At 62.5% G+C, this 18202-nt stretch carries 17 protein-coding genes; 11 read left to right on the top strand and 6 right to left on the bottom strand.

The genetic code is table 11. The annotated features are described in order from the left end of the window. The first annotated feature begins 718 nt into the window (after nt 1–718). The 11 genes from IF809_RS27665 to IF809_RS27615 all read left to right on the top strand — a co-directional run bounded on the left by IF809_RS27665 (nt 719) and on the right by IF809_RS27615 (nt 12156). Nucleotides 719–1603: a cupin domain-containing protein gene (locus tag IF809_RS27665; protein WP_462839117.1), complete on the top strand. Its 885-nt coding sequence runs from the start codon at nt 719–721 to the stop codon at nt 1601–1603. 199 nt (nt 1604–1802) lie between these two features. After that, nucleotides 1803–2876: an ABC transporter substrate-binding protein gene (locus tag IF809_RS27660; RefSeq protein ID WP_462839088.1), complete on the top strand. Its 1074-nt coding sequence runs from the start codon at nt 1803–1805 to the stop codon at nt 2874–2876. Nucleotides 2877–2935: 59 nt separating this feature from the next. Then, entirely contained in the window at nt 2936–3760 is an 825-nt protein-coding gene (locus tag IF809_RS27655) for an ATP-binding cassette domain-containing protein (protein WP_462839087.1), read from the top strand. Next, nucleotides 3757–5013 (top strand): sugar ABC transporter permease, encoded by a 1257-nt coding sequence (locus IF809_RS27650; RefSeq protein WP_462839086.1) that lies wholly within the window; start codon nt 3757–3759, stop codon nt 5011–5013. Before IF809_RS27655 ends, IF809_RS27650 begins: the two co-directional genes overlap by 4 nt. Before the next feature lie 27 nt (nt 5014–5040). Then, the gene (locus IF809_RS27645) at nt 5041–5769 is read left to right on the top strand and encodes an SDR family oxidoreductase (protein ID WP_247279437.1); all 729 of its coding nucleotides are present in this window, start codon (nt 5041–5043) and stop codon (nt 5767–5769) included. 6 nt (nt 5770–5775) lie between these two features. Further along, nucleotides 5776–7401, top strand: a complete 1626-nt coding sequence (locus tag IF809_RS27640) for an FGGY-family carbohydrate kinase (RefSeq protein ID WP_462839085.1) — start codon at nt 5776–5778, stop codon at nt 7399–7401. A 214-nt stretch (nt 7402–7615) separates the two neighbouring features. After that, the gene (locus IF809_RS27635) at nt 7616–8065 is read left to right on the top strand and encodes a carboxymuconolactone decarboxylase family protein (protein ID WP_462839084.1); all 450 of its coding nucleotides are present in this window, start codon (nt 7616–7618) and stop codon (nt 8063–8065) included. Nucleotides 8066–8098: 33 nt separating this feature from the next. Continuing rightward, complete coding sequence (locus tag IF809_RS27630) at nt 8099–9031, top strand: sigma-70 family RNA polymerase sigma factor (RefSeq protein WP_462839083.1); 933 nt, start codon at nt 8099–8101, stop codon at nt 9029–9031. Further along, a complete protein-coding gene (locus IF809_RS27625) occupies nt 9024–10232 on the top strand; it encodes a methyltransferase family protein (protein ID WP_462839082.1) in 1209 nt (402 codons plus the stop codon). Before IF809_RS27630 ends, IF809_RS27625 begins: the two co-directional genes overlap by 8 nt. A 46-nt stretch (nt 10233–10278) precedes the next feature. Beyond that, on the top strand, nt 10279–11418 hold the full coding sequence (locus IF809_RS27620) for a DUF3224 domain-containing protein (protein WP_462839081.1): 1140 nt from the start codon (nt 10279–10281) through the stop codon (nt 11416–11418). A gap of 36 nt (nt 11419–11454) precedes the next feature. Then, nucleotides 11455–12156 carry a DUF4336 domain-containing protein gene (locus IF809_RS27615; protein ID WP_462839080.1) on the top strand — a complete coding sequence of 234 codons (702 nt, stop codon included), beginning with the start codon at nt 11455–11457 and terminating at the stop codon, nt 12154–12156. 252 nt (nt 12157–12408) lie between these two features. Here IF809_RS27615 and IF809_RS27610 read toward each other — a convergent pair whose 3' ends face one another. From IF809_RS27610 to IF809_RS27585, 6 genes are all read right to left on the bottom strand, one after another. Beyond that, a complete protein-coding gene (locus tag IF809_RS27610; RefSeq protein ID WP_462839079.1) occupies nt 12409–13602 on the bottom strand; it encodes an NAD(P)/FAD-dependent oxidoreductase in 1194 nt (397 codons plus the stop codon). 476 nt (nt 13603–14078) lie between these two features. Then, nucleotides 14079–15326 (bottom strand): YbfB/YjiJ family MFS transporter, encoded by a 1248-nt coding sequence (locus tag IF809_RS27605; RefSeq protein ID WP_462839078.1) that lies wholly within the window; start codon nt 15324–15326, stop codon nt 14079–14081. Between the two features lie 31 nt (nt 15327–15357). Continuing rightward, nucleotides 15358–15594, bottom strand: coding sequence for a tautomerase family protein (locus tag IF809_RS27600; RefSeq protein ID WP_462839077.1), 237 nt, complete (start codon nt 15592–15594; stop codon nt 15358–15360). A 15-nt stretch (nt 15595–15609) separates the two neighbouring features. Then, on the bottom strand, nt 15610–16320 hold the full coding sequence (locus tag IF809_RS27595) for an SDR family NAD(P)-dependent oxidoreductase (RefSeq protein WP_462839076.1): 711 nt from the start codon (nt 16318–16320) through the stop codon (nt 15610–15612). A gap of 182 nt (nt 16321–16502) precedes the next feature. After that, entirely contained in the window at nt 16503–17507 is a 1005-nt protein-coding gene (locus IF809_RS27590) for an alpha/beta fold hydrolase (RefSeq protein WP_462839075.1), read from the bottom strand. Nucleotides 17508–17560: 53 nt separating this feature from the next. Then, the coding region (locus IF809_RS27585; protein WP_462839074.1) for a VOC family protein at nt 17561–18202 on the bottom strand (642 nt) is incomplete at its 5' end.

Genomic DNA, 18202 nt, shown 5'->3' with positions numbered 1-18202 from the left:
ATTAGACCGTCAGCTTTGAGGATTTATGCTTGTTAATCAACGCGAAAACGGCTTCCTGAATCATTGAGTGGGGAGTAGTGCGGGTGGCGAGGATAGCGCAGTTTAGCGTATTTGGTCGAACTGTTCTCCGCCCGTCGCGCTGAGAGGCGGGCCGGCCAGCGAGCTCGGCTTATCCCGGCGGAGATCTGAAAGCCATTATCTTTTCATTGATGGAGAAATTCCGCGCGCTTGGTCGTACATAAAGGTCGGGCGCTCAGAGTCTTCGACACCGATAGGTCCGCCACAGGGGTTGATTAGCACCGATCCTTTCGGCCAAGGTAGCCTCAAGCAGCCTCGGGCAGGGATTGAAGAATTCAGAAAGTTCAATTTCTGAGGTGGCTGCGTGTGGATGACGTGTGCACCGACGGACCAACAAGGATTCGGTTACAGCCATCATGCGCTTTTGACAGCAGGGCCTCCGGTTGCGGCACGAGGATTCGGCGGCTTGATAGCTCTAATTGCCCGATCTGATTGATCCGTCTGCGCAATCCCAGCCGCGACATGCCCGCGGGCGCCGCAATGCATGTCAAAAAAGTATCAGTCGCACATTGAAATCGTGGTGGCGGGTCCAGATACCGCTCGCTACGATCTCGGGCGAGAGGAAGCGCTGAAGCAAATTCAGCCAATAAGGGAACAGGTGCGGCTCATTGCAAACCGCACCGGCCTGAAGGGAGCGGATATGGAACCGGACCTGGAAGTTGTCCAGATACGGCGCGGCGAGTCGTTCAAGGCGTGGTCGCACGGCTACCCATTCCACACCGTCCGCTGGCATTTCCATCCCGAATACGAGCTCCACCAGGTTGTGACGACCAGCGGTCGCTATTTCGTCGGCGACTTCATCGGCGAGTTCGAGCCGGGCAATCTCGTGCTCACCGGCCCCAATCTGCCGCACAATTGGGTGAGTGATGTGCCGGCCGGAAACACCATCCCGCTACGCGGGCGCGTCCTCCAGTTCAGCGAAGAGTTCATCGGCGACCTGATGAAGGTCATGCCGGAGCTGTCGGGCCTCGCCGCGCTGCTGGATTTCTCCCGGCGCGGCGCGCTCTTTACGCGCAGCACCAGCGACTTGATCTCTCCGCTGATGGAGGAGATCGTGACCGCGAACGGTGTGCGCCGGATCGAACTGTTCCTGATGATCTTGGGGACACTCTGCCGCGCCCGCAATGCGCGTCCGCTCTCCAGTCCGAATTATCTGCCCGACCCGTCCGGGTATATGTCGGCGGGCATGAATAAGGCGCTTGCCTTCATCCGACAGAATTTGACGCAGCCTTTCGGTGAAGCCGAGCTTGCGGCGATCGCCGGCCAGTCGCAAAGCGCGTTTTCGCGCTCCTTCCGTCGGCACACGGGCATGTCGCTGGTGCAATACGTCAAGCGCCTGCGCGTCAATCTCGCCTGTCAGATCCTGATGAGCGACGAGCAGGCTTCCATCACCGACATCTGCTTCGAGGTCGGCTTCAACAATCTCTCCAACTTCAATCGGCAGTTTTTGGCCGAGAAAGGTATGCCGCCTTCGCGCTTCAGGCGATTGCTCGCGCAGAACATCGATACGGCACGCGCGGCCTAGCCGGCGAAAAAGCAAAGGAGGAGACCAAAACGGGAAGAATGACGGGGGCATGCCGATGGCAGCCCGCGACAGGAATCGCTTGTCCGGGAATTCCGTGCGGCTTCAGAGCCCCGGCACTCATCGCCGCCGGGACGGGAGCCGCGAAGGCCCATCTTCAAGGATCAACCACAGCACTCCAGTTCTGGAAAGGAAAGTCCGAATGAAAAAGTTCTCCCCGAAACATGCAGGCACGCTTGCTCTGGCGGTGTCGCTGCTCGGCACAACGGCAATGATCTCGCAGGCCGCAGAGGTGAAGGATGCGACGGTTGCCTTCCTGATGCCGGACCAGGCCTCCACCCGCTACGAACAGCACGATTATCCGGGCTTTGCCGCGGAGATGAAGAAGGTCTGCGAGAGCTGCAAGGTGATCTATCAGAACGCCAGCGCCGATGCAGCGCGGCAGCAACAGCAGTTCAACTCGGTCATCTCGCAGGGCGCCAAGGTGATCGTGCTCGACCCCGTCGATTCCACCGCCGCAGCCTCCCTCGTCAAGATGGCGCAGTCGCAGGGCATCAAGGTCATTGCCTATGACCGGCCGGTGCCCGACGCCAAAGTCGATTTCTACGTCTCCTTCGACAACGAAGCCATCGGCAAAGCCATCTCCGATTCGCTCATCAAGCATCTGAAGGCCACCAACGTCGCGGCGAAGGAAGGTGAGGGCGTGCTCGAAATCAACGGGTCGCCGACCGATGCCGCTGCGGGCCTCATCAAGAAGGGCATCCACGCGGGCCTTGATAAGAGCGGCTATCCGCTTCTCGCCGAATACGACACGCCGGACTGGGCGCCGCCGAAGGCGCAGCAATGGGCGAGCGGCCAGGTCACCCGCTTCGGTAAGAAGATCCTCGGTGTGGTGGCCGCCAACGACGGCACCGGCGGTGGCGCAATTGCCGCTTTCAAGGCCGCGGGCGTCGATCCGGTGCCGCCGGTGACGGGCAACGATGCGACGATCGCCGCGCTTCAGCTCATTATCGCCGGCGATCAGTACAACACGATCTCCAAGCCCAGCGAGATCGTGGCCGCTGCCGCGGCCGAGGCGGCAGTGAAGTTCCTTTCCGGCGAGACGCCCAAGGCGGAAACCACGCTTTTCAACGCGCCATCGAAGCTGTTCGTGCCGGCGGTCGTCACGCAGGAGAACCTGAAGGCGGAGATCATCGACAAGAAGATCCAGACGGCCGATCAGCTCTGCACCGGCCGATATGCCGTCGGCTGCAAGAAGCTCGGCATCACGCAATGACTGCCTCGGTCCCGGCCGCTCGCCGCGGCCGGTACCGACGTCGAGAGGACGGACAGGATATGACCACGACCCCGGACGTCGATCGCGCGCAGGGCGGACCGCGTCAGCCGGTCCTGAGTCTTCGCGGAATTTCCAAGCATTTCGGTGCCGTGTCCGCCCTGACCAACGTTGATCTCGACGTGCATGCCGGCGAGGTCGTGGCGCTCGTGGGCGACAATGGCGCTGGGAAATCCACCCTGGTAAAGATCCTTGCCGGCGTGCACCAGCCCAGCTCCGGAACGATCACCTTCGGCGGCGAACATGTCGTCCTGTCCGATCCAGCCACCGCGCTCGGCCTCGGCATCGCCACCGTTTTCCAGGATCTGGCGCTCTGCGAGAATCTCGATGTGGTCGCGAATATCTTCCTCGGCCGCGAGCTCAATCCGCTGCGGCTCGACGAGGTCTCTATGGAGCTTCGCGCCTGGACCTTGCTCAACGAATTGTCGGCGCGGATTCCGAGCGTGCGCGAGCCCGTGGCATCGCTCTCCGGCGGACAGCGCCAGACGGTTGCGATCGCGCGTTCACTGCTCACTGAACCGAAGCTCATCCTGCTCGACGAGCCCACCGCCGCACTCGGCGTCGCCCAGACCGCCGAGGTGCTCGACCTCGTCGAGCGCGTTCGCGCCCGCGGCCTCGGCGTCATCATGATCAGCCACAACATGGAGGACGTTCGCGCCGTCGCCGACCGGATCGTAGTGCTGCGGCTCGGCCGCAACAACGGTGAATTCGAGCCCGACGTCTCCAACCAGGATCTCGTCACGGCGATTACCGGTGCGGACGAAAACTCGGTCTCGCGCCGCGCCAGCCGGCGCCGCGCCCATCAGCTGCCGGAGCTTGGGCGATGACGGGCGAGACGCACCCGGTTTCGACGGCGCGGCTGCTCGACCGCAGCGACGAACGGGTCAAGCACGCGGATACGATCGGCAACACGATCCGCGCCTTTGTCGACCGGGTGCGGTCGGGCGACCTCGGCTCGCTGCCGGTGGTCGTCGGGCTCATCGTCATCTGCACGGCATTCGAGAGCCTCAACCCGGTCTTTCTCGCGCCGGACAATCTGGTCAATTTGCTGTTCGATTGCTCGACGGTGGGCGTGATCTCGCTGGGCATCGTCTGCATCCTGATGGTCGGCGAGATCGATCTCTCGGTCGGCTCGGTGAGCGGGTTTGCATCGGCACTCGTCGGCGTGCTCTGGGTCGGTCAGGATTGGCCGGTCGCCGTTGCGATCGTGACGGCGCTGGTGCTGGGCGCGGCCATCGGCGCGCTCTACGCGTTTCTGTTCAATCGCCTGGGGATGCCGAGCTTCGTGTCGACGCTGGCCGGCCTGCTGGCGTGGCTCGGCCTGCAGCTCTATCTGCTCGGCTCCTCCGGTTCGATCAATCTTCCGTACGGATCGCCATTGGTCAATTTCGGTCAGATGCTCGTCATGCCGCCGATCGTGTCTTATGTGCTGGCGGCGGTCGCGATCCTGGTCATGTTCGTGACCGACTACCGGACGGCCGCGCGTCGGCGGGCGGCGGGCCTCTGGGCCAGTTCGCTCGGCCGCATGGTGCTGAAGGCGCTGCTGGTCACCATCGTGCTCGAATTCGTCGTGTATTATCTCAATCTCGGGCGCGGCATTCCCTGGATGTTCGGCCTGTTCGTCGGATTGTGCGTGGTCATGAACTACGCGTTGACGCGAACCAAATGGGGCCGCTCGATGTCCGCCGTCGGCGGTAATCGCGAGGCGGCGCGCCGCGCCGGCATCAACGTTCGCCGCGTCCATTTGTCCGCGTTCGTGCTGTGCTCCACACTGGCGGCCGCTGGTGGCATATTGGCCGCGGCGCGGCTGGCATCGTCCAGCCAGCAGGCCGGGACCGGGGATGTGAACCTCAACGCAATCGCCGCCGCGGTCATCGGCGGCACGAGCCTGTTCGGCGGCCGCGGCAGCGCCTATTCCGCATTGCTCGGCGTCATCGTCATCCAGTCCATCGCGAGCGGCTTGACGCTGCTCGATCTCTCCTCGTCGCTACGGTACATGATTACGGGCGCGGTCCTTGCCATTGCGGTCATCGTCGATTCGCTGGCACGGCGCTCGCGTCTCTCCCATGGCCGAGCTTGAATAACCCGAACAAGAAAAGGACAAGCCTTGGCCCAAGAACTTGCAGGAAAAGTTGCCGCGATCACCGGCGCCGCGTCGGGCATCGGTCTGGAATGTGCCAGAACATTGATCGGCGCGGGTGCGCGGGTGGTGCTGATCGATCGTGCGGAGGAGGCACTGAGCAGCGTCTGCGCCGGGCTGGGCGACCGGGCGATTCCATTGCGTGTCGACCTCACCGATCTTGTGAGCGTGCAAACCATGATGCCGCAGGTGCTGGAGAAGGCGGGCCAGCTGGACATCTTTCATGCGAATGCCGGCGCCTATGTCGGCGGCGAGGTGCTTGGCGGCGATCCCGACGCCTGGGACCGCATGCTCAATTTGAACGTCAATGCGCTGTTCCGCTCCATCCATGCGGTACTGCCGCATATGGTCGAACGAAAAAGCGGCGACATCATCGTCACCAGTTCGATCGCAGGGCTCGTCCCCGTCGTCTGGGAACCGATCTACACCGCCTCAAAGCACGCCGTGCAGGCTTTCGTGCACACGCTGCGCCGGCAGGTCGCCAAGCATGGTTTGCGCGTCGGCGCGGTTGCACCCGGTCCGGTCGTGACCGCGCTCATCAAGGACTGGCCCAAGGCGAAGGTGGAGGAGGAAATGGCGGCCGGCGGGTTGATGCAGCCAGTGGAGGTCGCAGAGGCGGTGCTCTTCATGCTGACGCGTCCGAGAAACGTCACCATCCGCGACCTCGTCATCCTGCCGCAGAGCAACGATCTGTAGCGTCTCATGACCAAGCAATCCGATAACCGCCATTTCCTTGGCATCGATGTCGGCACCAGCAGCGCACGGGCCGGCGTGTTCGACCGCGCCGGCAAGCTCCTTGCGAGTGACAGCGCCCCTGTCGCGCTCTGGCGGGAGGCCGGCGATGTCGTCGAGCAGTCCAGCCAGGATATCTGGCATGCCGTCTGTCGCAGCGTGCGCGGCGCGGTGGCGCAGGCCGGCGTCGCGCCCGACAGCATCGCCGGCATGGGCTTCGACGCGACCTGCTCGCTGGTGGTGCTAGGCGAGGGCGGCGCGCCGCTGCCCGTCGGACCGTCCGGCGATCCCGCCCGCAACGTCATCGTATGGATGGATCACCGCGCCGCCGATCAGGCGCGCCGCATCAACCAGACGGGCGAAAAAGTTCTCGACTATGTCGGCGGAACGATCTCACCCGAGATGGAGACGCCGAAACTGTTGTGGCTCGCCGAGAACATGCCAGACACGTTCTGCCATGCGTGGCAGTTCATGGACTTGACCGACTTTCTCTCCTGGCGGGCGACAGGGAGCCTGTCTCGCTCCACATGTACCGTGACATGCAAGTGGACCTATCTGGGTCACGAAAACCGTTGGGACGATCAATTCTTCCGCAAGGTCGGCCTCGGCGTGCTCGCGGACGAGCAGTTTCGCAGGATGGGCACCGAGATCGTGCCCGGGGGAACGAGATTGGCGGCGGGCCTGACGGCGAAGGCCGCGGCCGATCTCGGCCTCATTGCGGGTACGGCGGTCGCCGCCGGCCTTATCGACGCCCATGCTGGCGGTGTCGGAACGGTGGGCGCGCGCGGTACGGCGGGCACGGTGCTGACGCGCATGGCCTATGTGTTCGGAACCTCCGCCTGTACCATGACGACCACGTCGGCTCCGTCCTTCGTCCCCGGCGTGTGGGGACCCTATTTCTCGGCCATGGTACCCGGGCTCTGGCTCAATGAAGGGGGGCAGTCCGCCGCCGGCGCTGCTATCGAGCATCTGTTGCAGATGCATCCGCATTCCGCGCAAGCGACGCAGGCTGCACGCCAGAAGCAGCAGACGCTTGCCGATTGGCTGGCCTCCGAAACCGAATCCCGCGGCGGTGCCGGAATGATTCCGCAGTTGGTCGGCGAGGTGCATGTGGTCCCCGAATTCCTCGGCAATCGCGCGCCGTTTGCGGATCCCGACGCGCGTGCGCTGATTGCCGGGCTCGATATGCGCGCGGATCTGGACAGCCTGCTGGCGCTTTATCTCGCCGGGCTGTGCGGTCTCGGCTGCGGCGCGCGGCAGATCGTTCGCGCCCAGCAAGACAAGGGCATCGCGGTCGATACGATGGTGGTCAGCGGTGGCGCCGCAAAGAGTCCCCTCGTGCGGCAAGTCGTCGCCGATATGACAGGCTTGACGGTCGCCGCGTCGGCCTCACCGGAGGCCGTCCTGCTCGGCTCCGCCATGCTTGGATCCGTTGCTTCGGGCGACCATGCCGATCTCGGCGAGGCGATGCAGGCGATGTCGGTTCTGGGAGACATCCATCGACCCCAGGCCGCTCTGGCAGATTGGACCGACCGGCGCTTTGCAGCCTTCGAGGCCCTGCAAAAGGTCGGTCGGGCTATCAGAAGCGCTTCCTAGCCGCTCTGCAGGCTGGACCCGGTGTCCCCAGGCACGCTCGTTTCTGGCGCCCGTGTTGGCTGTTGTGCGCGAGGGAGAAGCGGAGCGGCGCCTGGCAATCCGGATGAGCCTGGAACGTTTTGCAAAGCAGCCCTGTTTTTTCCAGGCAATGCACATGTCACGATCGATGCCGTCGGTCGTCTCTTTGTCATTAGACAGTCAAGGAGGCCGCCAAATGAAACCCCGCATCAATCTTGCAAGCCCGAATGAGGGCATTGAGGCTATGCGCGCCGCCAATCAATGGGCGGCGAGCCTTCTCGATCCGAAGCTGGTCGCACTCGTCAAGGTGAGAGCTTCCCAGATCAATGGGTGCAATTTCTGTCTGCACATGCACAGCGGCGAGGCGTTCAAGCACGGCGAGAGTCCTACCCGGCTTCTCCTGTTGGACGCCTGGCGCGAGTCGGCGCTGTTCTCGGACCTGGAGCGGGCGGCGCTTGCGTGGACGGAGAGCTTGACGCGGATTGCAGAAACTCACGCGCCCGATGAAGTGTTCGAAGAAGTGCAGCGATGCTTCTCGCAGGATGAGATCATCGCGCTCTCCGTTGCAATCGCGCTCATCAATGCCTTCAACCGCCTTGCCATAGGAGCGCGCGCTCACCATCCAGACGAACCCCAGGCCAACTGAGTTTCAGCTCGATCACTTCCTCGGGAGTGCACCATGACGGACCCCTTACAGGAGCAAAACTCGCCTGAAGAGAGCGGGCGCAGGGCGGCAGACCAGTTCGAAAAGCACCGTCGTTATTTGACCGGTTTGGCCTACCGGATGCTTGGCTCGTTGACTGAAGCCGAGGATGCTGTGCAGGAAGCCTACCTTCGATGGCACGGTACCGACAGGGCGAGGGTCGAGTCGCCGCGAGCGTTCCTGGCAAAGGTCGTCACTCGCATCTGTCTTGATCAGATGAAATCCGCCCGCGCAAAGCGTGAGACCTATGTCGGCCCATGGTTGCCGGAGCCCGTGCTGGATGCCGAGACCCTGGGGGCGGAGACGGCGAGCGACTATGCCTCCGATTTGTCCATCGGATTGATGTTGGCCCTGGAACGGCTTTCACCGCTCGAGCGGGCCGCCTTTCTGTTGCATGACGTCTTTGATGTCGAGTTCGAGGAGGTTGCCCGGCTGCTCGGACGCAATCAGGTAACGTGCCGGCAACTCGCCGCGCGAGCGCGTGCGCACATCCGGGAGTCGCGACCACGATTCGAGGTTGAACCTGACAAAGGAAATGAAATCCTCGAGGCATTCATGACGGCCTATCGGACCGGCAACGTCGATGGCCTGGCGAATATCCTCTCAAACGACGCCGTGCTGTACACGGACGGTGGCGGCAAGCGACGAGCCGCGCTCAATCCGATCGTCGGACGCCCCAGGATCATTGCGCTTTTCGCCGGCCTGGCGCGCAAGCGCGTGCAACCTGTTGTCGACCTGCGTCCTGCGATGATCAACGGGCTCCCTGGATGCGTGGCAACTTTGGCAAATGGAGAGCTTCTCACCATCGCCCTCGAGATCGTGAGCGGCAGGATCGGCAGGGTTTATGTCGTTCGGAATCCGGACAAGCTGACGCGTGTTGCCAACAGTAAAGGCCCCCACGATGCCTGAGGGTGCCAACGGCCAAGGGAGATATGGGACCGACCTGCTTCGAATCACGACCGTTATCTCGGTTGCCATCTACCTCATCCCGGAAGGCGCCCACTTCTTTGAAATGTTCAACAAATTGAAGATGTCGTCGGTCGACTACATGACGATGCAAAGGGCTTATGATGGCTGGGCGTTCTTTGGTGTCGCGATCGTCATTGCGGTTGGCTGCACGCTCGGCCACGCCATCACCATGTGGGACATTCCCGTCGCGCGCTGGCTTTCGCTGGGAGCGCTTGCCTTACTCATTGGTGCCCAGGTCATCTTCTGGTGCTTTATCTATCCGATGAACGCCCTCACAGGGAATTGGACCGAGATGCCAGCAAATCTCGACGTCGCCCGCCTCCAATGGGAATATGGGCATGCCGCGAGTGCGGCGCTGACATTGTCGGCATTGGTGCTGGCGCTGTGCGCAGTCCTGTCGGGAGTCCGGGGGATCAGTCAATCCACGAGGAAAGTCCGACGAATGCAGGCTCGATCGTCCTCACAGCGGATCCAGATGAGCAATATGCACTCGCTGCTCCTTCTCATCACGGCAGGACTGGGGACGGCCGCGTTTATCGCCCTGGCCATTCTGGGGTGGGGTGGGCTGCGCCCGTTCTTTTCTCATGCACCCCTCTCGGTGCTGACAGCGGTCACGGTCGTGCTGACGATCGCATCCATGTTCACCGCCGGCAATCTGAGTCCCGGCGTGCGTGAGGATCGGTCGAACCGCTGGGTCCTTGCCGCTTTCGCGGCCCTCGGCATTCTGATCGGCTGGCTTCCGGCTCTCACGGACCGATTGGACTGGGGTACGATTGACGGCGACACAACGCGCTGGTGTAGCGTGGTTATCTATACGATGGGCGGAGCGCTGAGACTGTGCCCCGTATTCGTCCTTGGGAATCGCTTCAGTGGACTTGTCGCGATCCAGCCAGAACACCGTCTCGTCACCACCGGGCCCTATCGCTGGATCCGTCATCCGAGTTATCTCGGCATGCTTCTATGTGTCTTGGGCTGGGCCCTTGCCTTCCGCTCACTTGCGGGCGTGCTGCTGGCAGCGGCGACAGTCGTGCCGGTCGTCGCGCGGATGGATGCTGAAGAAGCCCTGCTGATCGGCGCGTTTGGTGAGCAATACCGGACCTATCGAGTTAGCACGGCCCGCCTCGTGCCTGGCTTCTACTAATCGACGTCGTTGCGGAGTCCACCACATCAAGGACAAGGAGTGCGTTATGGAACTAGTGTCCCCCGACCGTGTCCTGCGGCTTGACCCTGTTTTCGGATCCATGGGGCTTGAGGCCGCTCGCAGCGTCTGGTCGCCGTCGAAGCTCTCAATGCGTGAAAAGGCGTGTCTGCTTCTTGCGGGCGATGTTGCGGTACGCGAGCTTGGTCTCCCGTTCGAGCTGCATGTCGCCATGGCCTTGAGCCAGGCCGATATGTCCGTTGAAGACCTGCGTGAGCTCTTGCGTCATGTGGCGCCAGCGGCCGGTCTCAATCCGACCTCGCGGGCCTTTGAGCGACTGGCGGTCGTGGTCGCTGAGCTCGGCCATAGCCCGGACAGCCATGCAGCACGCGCTCCATCGCCTCATCCGGCAACGGCCTATCCGGCACATGCTCTTGAAGCACTCAGATCTGCCGATCCCAAGCTTGCCCTTGCAATCGAAAGACAATCGTCTGAGCTTTGGGCACGACCCGGCCTGGACCACCGCGAGCGCCTGTTTGCCAGTTTTGCGATCGATGTTGTGAGCGGAACTCTCGGACAGGCCTTTGCAGCGCACGTTTGTATGGCGCTTCGGGCAGGCATCACAGCAGCCGAGATGCACGAGGCTTTGCGTGTGCTCGCCGAGTACTCGACAGTGAGAGCCTGGCAAGGGACGATTGCTCTTGAAGGCGCTTTGCGATCCGCTCCGAGGTCTCGGGGTAGCCTGGTGGCCTCCGGAGAGGGGAGTTGCGAGCCTCGCACGGTAGCGAGCAAGGTCGAGGTCGATAAATACGATAGGTCGGTTCTCAACGAGGCGGACGCGAGCGGCCTTGCCGTTGTCGAGACACGCTTGGTGGAAAAGTTTAGCGGCGGCATCGTCGGCGAGGGGAGGGCCAGCCACCTGCGGCTCGAACGTCCCGACGGCACGGGCACCTTGATCTGCTACGAGCGCATTGCGGGCTCAATCGGAACCCTGAAGGGTTCATTCCTGCTTAAAGCCGAGGGAGCCATGGAGCCGGGCCCAGTCGTCCGCGGCCGTTGGGAGGTCGTAGGCAGTTCGGGAACAGGAGAACTCGAAGGACTCAACGGTTATGCGGAGTTCTCGGCTGAGCGGGACGAGAAGTCCCCCACGGGATGGCGGGCCAGCACGTCCCTCACGTACTGGCTCTAGCCTCACCGACGTGTTGACGCTTCTGGCAAGACAGCGATGCTGCAATCGATAGCGGAGAAAATCTGGATAGCGGAGGGCTCCGAGGTGAGCTTCCACGGATTTCCGTATCCCACCCGCATGGTCATCGTCAGACTTTCGGACGGTGATCTCTGGGTCTGGTCGCCGATCGAACTCAATGAAGAGCTGCGCGCGGAAGTGGTCAGCCTCGGTCCTGTGCACCATCTCGTCAGCCCGAACAAGCTTCACCACCTCTTCCTGTCACGGTGGCAGGAATGCTTCCCGCAAGCACATCTTTGGGGGCCAGCGTCAACGATCGGCAAGCGACCCGACCTCACGTTCGAACGCAGCCTGACAGATCAGCCGCCGGCCGCATGGAGCCGAGACATCGATCAGGCTTGGTTTCGCGGCTCACCGTTGCTGGACGAGGTCGCATTCTTCCACAAAGCATCTGGTACTGCGATATTCGGCGACCTCGTTCAGGCCTTTGGCGAGGATTACCTCAAAACTAAATGGAAGCCATGGCAACGATACCTGGCGCGTCTGTCGGGCATCACTGCACTTACCGGTGCGCGTGCGCCGCTCGACCTCCGTCTATCATTTCTCGACCGCCATTTGGCGCGCAAAGCGCGTGCGAAGGTGTTGAACTGGCAGCCAGAGCGCGTCGTGATGGCACACGGGCAGTGGCAGCGGAGTGGCGGATCTGTGTTCCTCGCGCAATCCCTTTCTTGGATGGGTTGAGGTGATCCTGTTACCTGCAATGCCGCCCGTTGTGAGTAGATGGTCGTGACCGCCGCCACTGGTCGCATGAATAATGATTGCAGATACAACGACCAATATATCGGTGCGATGCTCGGGGAATGAAAAGAAGAGCCCGACCAAGCCGTTTTCGGAGGCAGCCACCCATACAAGCCAAGGCCGCCTCAGGTGGCGGCCTCTTTATGGCCTGGAATCTGGATCCGGGCGGAACTCGACTTTGAAAGCGTCCGTAAGTTATCGCGACCCGTCGATCGCATATCGTTTGACGATATCGATGGTCGAGCTTGCAAGCAAAGCTTCAGCCCCGCCATTAGCTGGTGGATAGATGAGCTTGGTATTGATTTTTCGCTTCAGGGCCTTTCCTTCAGCGCCAGTCAGCTCAACTCGTCGATCCCAGCCCTGTGTCCTGATCGCGCCCCACCGACCGAGGTCCAGACAGGTGACATAGTTAAGTTGAGAATACGGCACAGCGGTCATCCCAAGCAGGTCCCGCGCGGCGTTCTCCCCGGCAACCCGTCCAATCTGCAGCGCGTGTTGGCAGGATTGCAGAGCCCGGTGTCCATCTCCAGTGTCGGCCGCCGCAGCGTCGCCTGCGACGAATACTTCCGGCGCACCGGGAGCCCGGAGCTCTGCGTCGACGACGATCCGGCCGAGCTCATCTCGCTCGCCGGGAACATTACCCGTGAAGGGCGAGGCTCTCATGCCTGTCGCGAGCACGACGGCATCCGCCGAAAGAGCACTGTCGTCCGCGAAGCTTACACGGTTCGAAGCCAGCGCCGTGATTGTCGCGCCAAGTCGGAGCTCGATACGCGCAGACTGCAAGGCACGCTCGATCTCCGAACGCGGCCCAGGCCCGAGCTCGGGTCCGACCACGTCCGAGCGGTCGATCAAGACGATATGCATCCCTTCAGCAGCCTCGGCTGCACCGTGCGCCACGAATCGGTCGCGCAGCTCGAGCGAAAGTTCGATGCCCGTAAAGCCCGCGCCAACGACGACGAGGGTGGGGTCTTTCTTCTCGCAGGCGAGCTCCTTCAGACGCCGATCGAAAGCGATTGCTTCCGCTTGAGTGTCGACGGAATAAGCCTCTGCGGCGCCAGGCACTGGCGGACGACACATTCGACTGCCTGTGGCGACAATCAGGCGATCGTAGGTGAGGCAGGTGGCGTCATCGAGCGATACGATCTTCGCAGTCGTGTCCAGCCCGACCGCCTCGCCACGAACGTAGTTCACGTCGACCTTGTCCAGGTACGGAAGAACATCGACCGCGAGAGTGTCTGGCCTGGCCTCGTACAGTCTCGGCCTTATTTCCAGTCTTGGCTCTCTCGAAACAACAGTGATATCAGCTGCCGATTTCGCAACTCGCCGAGCCGCCATCGCTGCCCAAAAGCCGGCAAAACCTCCGCCAATGACAAGAATATTCCTCGACATGCTCGCTCCCTTTCTAACCTTGGTACGGCTTTCTCAAGTCATGACGAGTTAGAGTAGCTGGTTGTGACAGTTCATCCGGCTGATTTTGATCCGGCTGATTTTGGTCCTCACGGCATCGGCGCCGCGGGCCGATGCCTGCGCAGACACGACATCGCAGGCCTCCACAGACGGGACCAAAAAGACGGAGCGTGGCGACCTTGTTCGTGCCGGCGGCACCTGCTGCCAGAGCAAATTTGCCTCGTAGGTAGTTGCAGGTGCATGTCACACTGGGGGGCTCGCGATCGTCTCGAGGTGAATTATCCGGAGGAGAGAGACAACGGCCCGTCGGACGTCTTGCCGCTTTGGGAGATGCGCGCTCGAGCAAAGAACAGATCGGTTTTGCCGATGAGCAGGCCCCCCACCGGGCTCGTCAATTCGAGCAAGTGATATGTTGGTAAAGGAGACACGGATATGACAGGCGGCCCGGCAAAGCTGGTTCAGAGCCGATTGGCATTGCGGTTTGCGCTTGTGAGCGACAGACCAAGGTCGATCGCGAGCGCCAGCACTACGGCGCCGCCGCCGAGGCCGAACAGGACCAGATAGTCACCGCCGGTTTGGGCGTAGATCCAGGAGAAGCCATAAGCGGCGGCGGCCTGGAATAGCGCAAAGCTGGTGGTGGCATGGCTCCATGTCGCGCGCTGCTGCTCCGCCGAATGCGGCACGAGTTCGTGGATGCGCCCGAGCACCAGCGGCACGATGCCGGGCGTGAAGCCGCCGACCACGACACTCGATACGATCAGCGAGAGCGGCGCGGCGCTGACGGTCGGCAGTAGCACGGCCGCCGCCTCCATCAGGAACGCAGCGCGCAACGCCGGCCCGAACCCCGAGCGGTCTCCGAGATGACCGGTGACGAGCGGACCGACGATTGCGCCGAGACCGTACAGCACCCAATAGCGCGATCCCGCAGCGATGCCCTGGCCAAGGCCACGTGCGACGAAATCGACGATGAAGACCATGTGCGGCACCAGCGCCACCGCGTTGAGGCCATACTGGACCAGCAACGCCCGGGTCGCCGCCGAGTAGCGGTGGTGCTTCCCAGGATGCGGAGACGGCGCAGCATCACCTTTCGCGTCGGTCGGCCAATTCCACCAACTGGCGAGCGTTAGCAGAGCGGACAGCGTGCCCAGGCCATACCAGGCCTGTTGCAAGCCCTGCTGCAGGAGCAACGGCACCAGGGTGCCCGACGCGGCGACGCCAAGACCGACCCCGGCAAAGATCACGCCGCCGACGATGCCGCGTCGCGCGGGTGAGGTATGCGGCAGGATGACGGAGGCCGCCAGCACCATGATGATGCCGCCAGTCAGGCCAGACAGAAAGCGCCAGGCGAAGAACCAGGTGAACGACACCGGTACCGAGCTTGCGAAGAAGGATAGGCTGGCGAGCAGCATCATGGTCCTTAGTGCGCGGACCGCGCCGATCCGGGCGGCTGCAGCGCGGGCCGCGAGCGCGCCGGCGAGATAGCCGGCAAGATTCGCCGCGCCGAGATAGACGACGTCGGACGCGCCGAACCATTTTGCCGCGATCAGGGCCGGGATCAGCGGCGTGTAGGAAAAGCGGGCGAGGCCCAGTCCGACCAGCGATGCGGAGAGGCCCGCCACCGCATATCGCCAGGTCGCCTGCGATGTTGCTCCCGGCTGCGGAGGCAGCCGGGTCTCCAGAAGTTGCTTCGTCTTTGCGTTGGTCATGGCGTCCTCCAGCGCGCAAGCAGCGCTCGGATCATCCTGTCTGGCCGGTGCGATGGCGCCGGAATTCCTGCACGGGCAGGCCGCCCCAACCCGAATTGTCGGTGTCGACTTCCTCGATCACGACGAAGGTGGCCTCGAGCGGCTTGCCGAGAACGTCGCGCAGCAGCTCGCTCGATCCTTTGATCAGCGCCACCTTCTCCTCCCCCGTCAGCGACGCCGCTCCCGGCGTCGTTCCCTCGCGGGTCACTTGAATGGTGACGATGGGCATGATGCTGCTCCGCGCTCAATGGCCGGCGCTCTGGCCGCCGTCGACATGCAGGATCTCGCCGGTGACAAAGGAGGCTCCCTCGAGATAGAGCACGGCATCGACGATGTCGGACATTTCGCCCATGCGACCGACCGGGTGAAGTGCGCTGAGCTGGGCATGTGTGGCGACCGGATGCATCGGCGACTTGATGATGCCGGGCGACACCGCGTTCACGCGGATGCCGCGCTTGGCGTATTCGATCGCAAGCGACCTGGTCGCGGCGTTCAGCCCGCCCTTGCTCAGCGAGGCCAGCACCGAGGGAACGTTCGAGTTGGCCTGATCGACCAGCGTGGTCGTGATCTGGACGACGTGGCCCGAGCCCTGCTTCTCCATCTCGGCGATGGCAAGCTGGGTGATGTGGAAGAAGCCGGCGACGTTGGTGCCCATCACGGTCGCATAATCTTGGGCGGTGTACTGGGTGAACGGCTTGGCGACGAAGATGCCGGCATTGTTGACCAGCGCGTCGACACGGCCGAAGCGGGCGACGGCCTGCGAGACCACCCGCTCGGCGGTGGCCCGGTCGGCGATGTCGCCGGGAATGGCAAGGATGTCTTCGTCGCTTGACGGTTGGACGGAGCGCGCCGTTGCGACGACGCGGTAGTTGCGATCGCGAAAACCCTGGACCAGGGCGGCGCCGATACCCTGTGATGCACCAGTGACGATGGCAACCTTCTGCTCGATACCCATGAGGGGCTCCTGTTGTTGGCTTTCAGAACCTGCGCCAGCAGCGGCTGGCTTGGGCATTGAGGTACGTCGCGCTGCCCCGGCTGCGAATATGCGCTGTCCGGCAGACATTCTTTCGCGGCGCGAACGAATGCTGAGCGTCATGTAATTGTCGGAGGCAACTTAGCGACGCCCAAGGAGCTTCGTCAGTCTAATAGGAAACGTCTCATCTCAAGGGCTACAGCGTCTATCTGCGTCTCGAGCGCAAAATGGCCCGTATCTAACAGGGCGATGTGTGCATCAGGAATATCGCGGCGGAAGGCTTCCGCCCCCGCAGGGGCGAAGAACGGATCATTTTTCCCCCAGACAGCGAGCAATTTCGGCTGTCGCTGACGAAAGAAGGCTTGGTAGAGGGGATAACGTTCGATATTGCGCTTGTAGTCCAGTTTGAGGTCGATCTGCAAATCTGCGTTTCCCGGTCGAGCGAGTATCGCTGCATCGAGTGTAAAAGACTCTGGCTCGATAGTGGATGGATCGGCCACCCCGTGGAAATAGGCTGCCTTAACGCCATCGAGGCTCATCCGCGCGCGAATCGCTTCGCGCTTGTCGACGCTGGGGCTCGCCCAGTAAGCCCGCAGCGGATCCCACGCCTCCGGTCGCAGGCCCTCGAGATAGGCATTGCCGTTCTGGCTGATGATCCCCGCCACGCGATCGGGATAGGTCAACGCAAGATCCCAGCCGACCGGCGCGCCGTAGTCGAAAACGTAGAGCACATATCGTTTAAACTCGAGTGCATCGACGAACGCCGCTATCGTGCGGGACAGGGAGTCGAAGTCGTAAACATAATTGCGTTCGGCGGGGATTTGCGTGAAGCCGAACGACGGTAGATCGGGCGCGATCAGCCGGAACCGATCTGCCAGCCTTGGCATCAGGTGGCGAAAGTAGAAGGAGGAATTCGCAAAGCCGTGCAGCAACAGCAGGGTCGGCGCGTCGGCAGGACCCGCTTCACGGTAGAAGACGTCCAGGCCGTCGGCGCGGACCCATTTGTGACGTGGCCCGCTCGCGGCCTGCGGCACGGAGGCCTGTGCTGGCAGGGCCGTGCCCAGGCCCACGGCCGTTACGCCGGCCAGCACGGCACGTCGCGAGGCGCCCGATGAGCCTTGATTCCCGGCGACCATTGGCGGCTCGGGTGAGCATGAAAAGTGGATCATGAGAGTCTCCATTCTCAAGAGGTCATCGGGTCATCAATGCTGTCGCGGCCCCCTCAACGGTGCTTGCTGGCCTCCGCGTGCCGGACCAGCTCCGTGATCTCTGGCGTGAACCGAGTCTCACCGGGTTCGAGATATCCGGTCAGTCGAGCCGTGACTTCCTGAAACACCCAGCCATTGCCGTCGGGATCGCTGAATGAAGCGAACGACGCGTAGCTCTTGCGCTCCGGATTGGGGCCAGAGGCCACCCGCTTGCCGTTGGCGTGATGGAAGATGCCGCCCGTGTCATGGAAGGGCTCGCTGACCGCCACGCCGCGGCGGATCAGGTCGGCGCGGGCCGCCTCGATGTCGGAGACGATCAGATGCAGTCCTTGCACGGAGCCGGGAATGGCTGCCGTGACGTTCGTGCCGAAGATCACCGAGCAGCCAGAGCCAGGCGGCGTGAACTGGATTACGCGGTAGTCGTCGCCGTCAATGAAGTCGATATCGAGCCTCCAGCCGAGATCGCTGTAGAAGCTTTTTGCGCGATCTACGTCGGAAACCGGGATGACGATGACCTCGAGCTTCATCTCGATCTCGCTTGCTGCTACAGCTTTCGCCGTCGCTTCTTTTTGCAACTCAGTGACGCTCATGTTTGCCTCCTCGGTAAACGAAATGATGGTTATCGTTGGATTCAAGAGAGACACAGTTTCGTGCCT

This window comes from Bradyrhizobium sp. UFLA06-24, from assembly GCF_054967145.1.
The sequence above is the reverse complement of the archived record's forward strand: the minus strand, read 5'-3'. Positions and strand labels throughout refer to the sequence as shown.

Bases quoted from the DNA above. Each gene is read 5' to 3' on its own strand.
- IF809_RS27665 (WP_462839117.1), top strand. From the start codon at position 719: ATGGAACCGGACCTGGAAGTTGTCCAGATACGGCGCGGCGAGTCGTTC.
- IF809_RS27660 (WP_462839088.1), top strand. From the start codon at position 1,803: ATGAAAAAGTTCTCCCCGAAACATGCAGGCACGCTTGCTCTGGCGGTG.
- IF809_RS27655 (WP_462839087.1), top strand. From the start codon at position 2,936: ATGACCACGACCCCGGACGTCGATCGCGCGCAGGGCGGACCGCGTCAG.
- IF809_RS27650 (WP_462839086.1), top strand. From the start codon at position 3,757: ATGACGGGCGAGACGCACCCGGTTTCGACGGCGCGGCTGCTCGACCGC.
- IF809_RS27640 (WP_462839085.1), top strand. From the start codon at position 5,776: ATGACCAAGCAATCCGATAACCGCCATTTCCTTGGCATCGATGTCGGC.
- IF809_RS27635 (WP_462839084.1), top strand. From the start codon at position 7,616: ATGAAACCCCGCATCAATCTTGCAAGCCCGAATGAGGGCATTGAGGCT.
- IF809_RS27630 (WP_462839083.1), top strand. From the start codon at position 8,099: ATGACGGACCCCTTACAGGAGCAAAACTCGCCTGAAGAGAGCGGGCGC.
- IF809_RS27625 (WP_462839082.1), top strand. From the start codon at position 9,024: ATGCCTGAGGGTGCCAACGGCCAAGGGAGATATGGGACCGACCTGCTT.
- IF809_RS27620 (WP_462839081.1), top strand. From the start codon at position 10,279: ATGGAACTAGTGTCCCCCGACCGTGTCCTGCGGCTTGACCCTGTTTTC.
- IF809_RS27615 (WP_462839080.1), top strand. From the start codon at position 11,455: ATGCTGCAATCGATAGCGGAGAAAATCTGGATAGCGGAGGGCTCCGAG.
- IF809_RS27610 (WP_462839079.1), bottom strand. From the start codon at position 13,602: ATGTCGAGGAATATTCTTGTCATTGGCGGAGGTTTTGCCGGCTTTTGG.
- IF809_RS27605 (WP_462839078.1), bottom strand. From the start codon at position 15,326: ATGACCAACGCAAAGACGAAGCAACTTCTGGAGACCCGGCTGCCTCCG.
- IF809_RS27600 (WP_462839077.1), bottom strand. From the start codon at position 15,594: ATGCCCATCGTCACCATTCAAGTGACCCGCGAGGGAACGACGCCGGGA.
- IF809_RS27595 (WP_462839076.1), bottom strand. From the start codon at position 16,320: ATGGGTATCGAGCAGAAGGTTGCCATCGTCACTGGTGCATCACAGGGT.
- IF809_RS27590 (WP_462839075.1), bottom strand. From the start codon at position 17,507: ATGATCCACTTTTCATGCTCACCCGAGCCGCCAATGGTCGCCGGGAAT.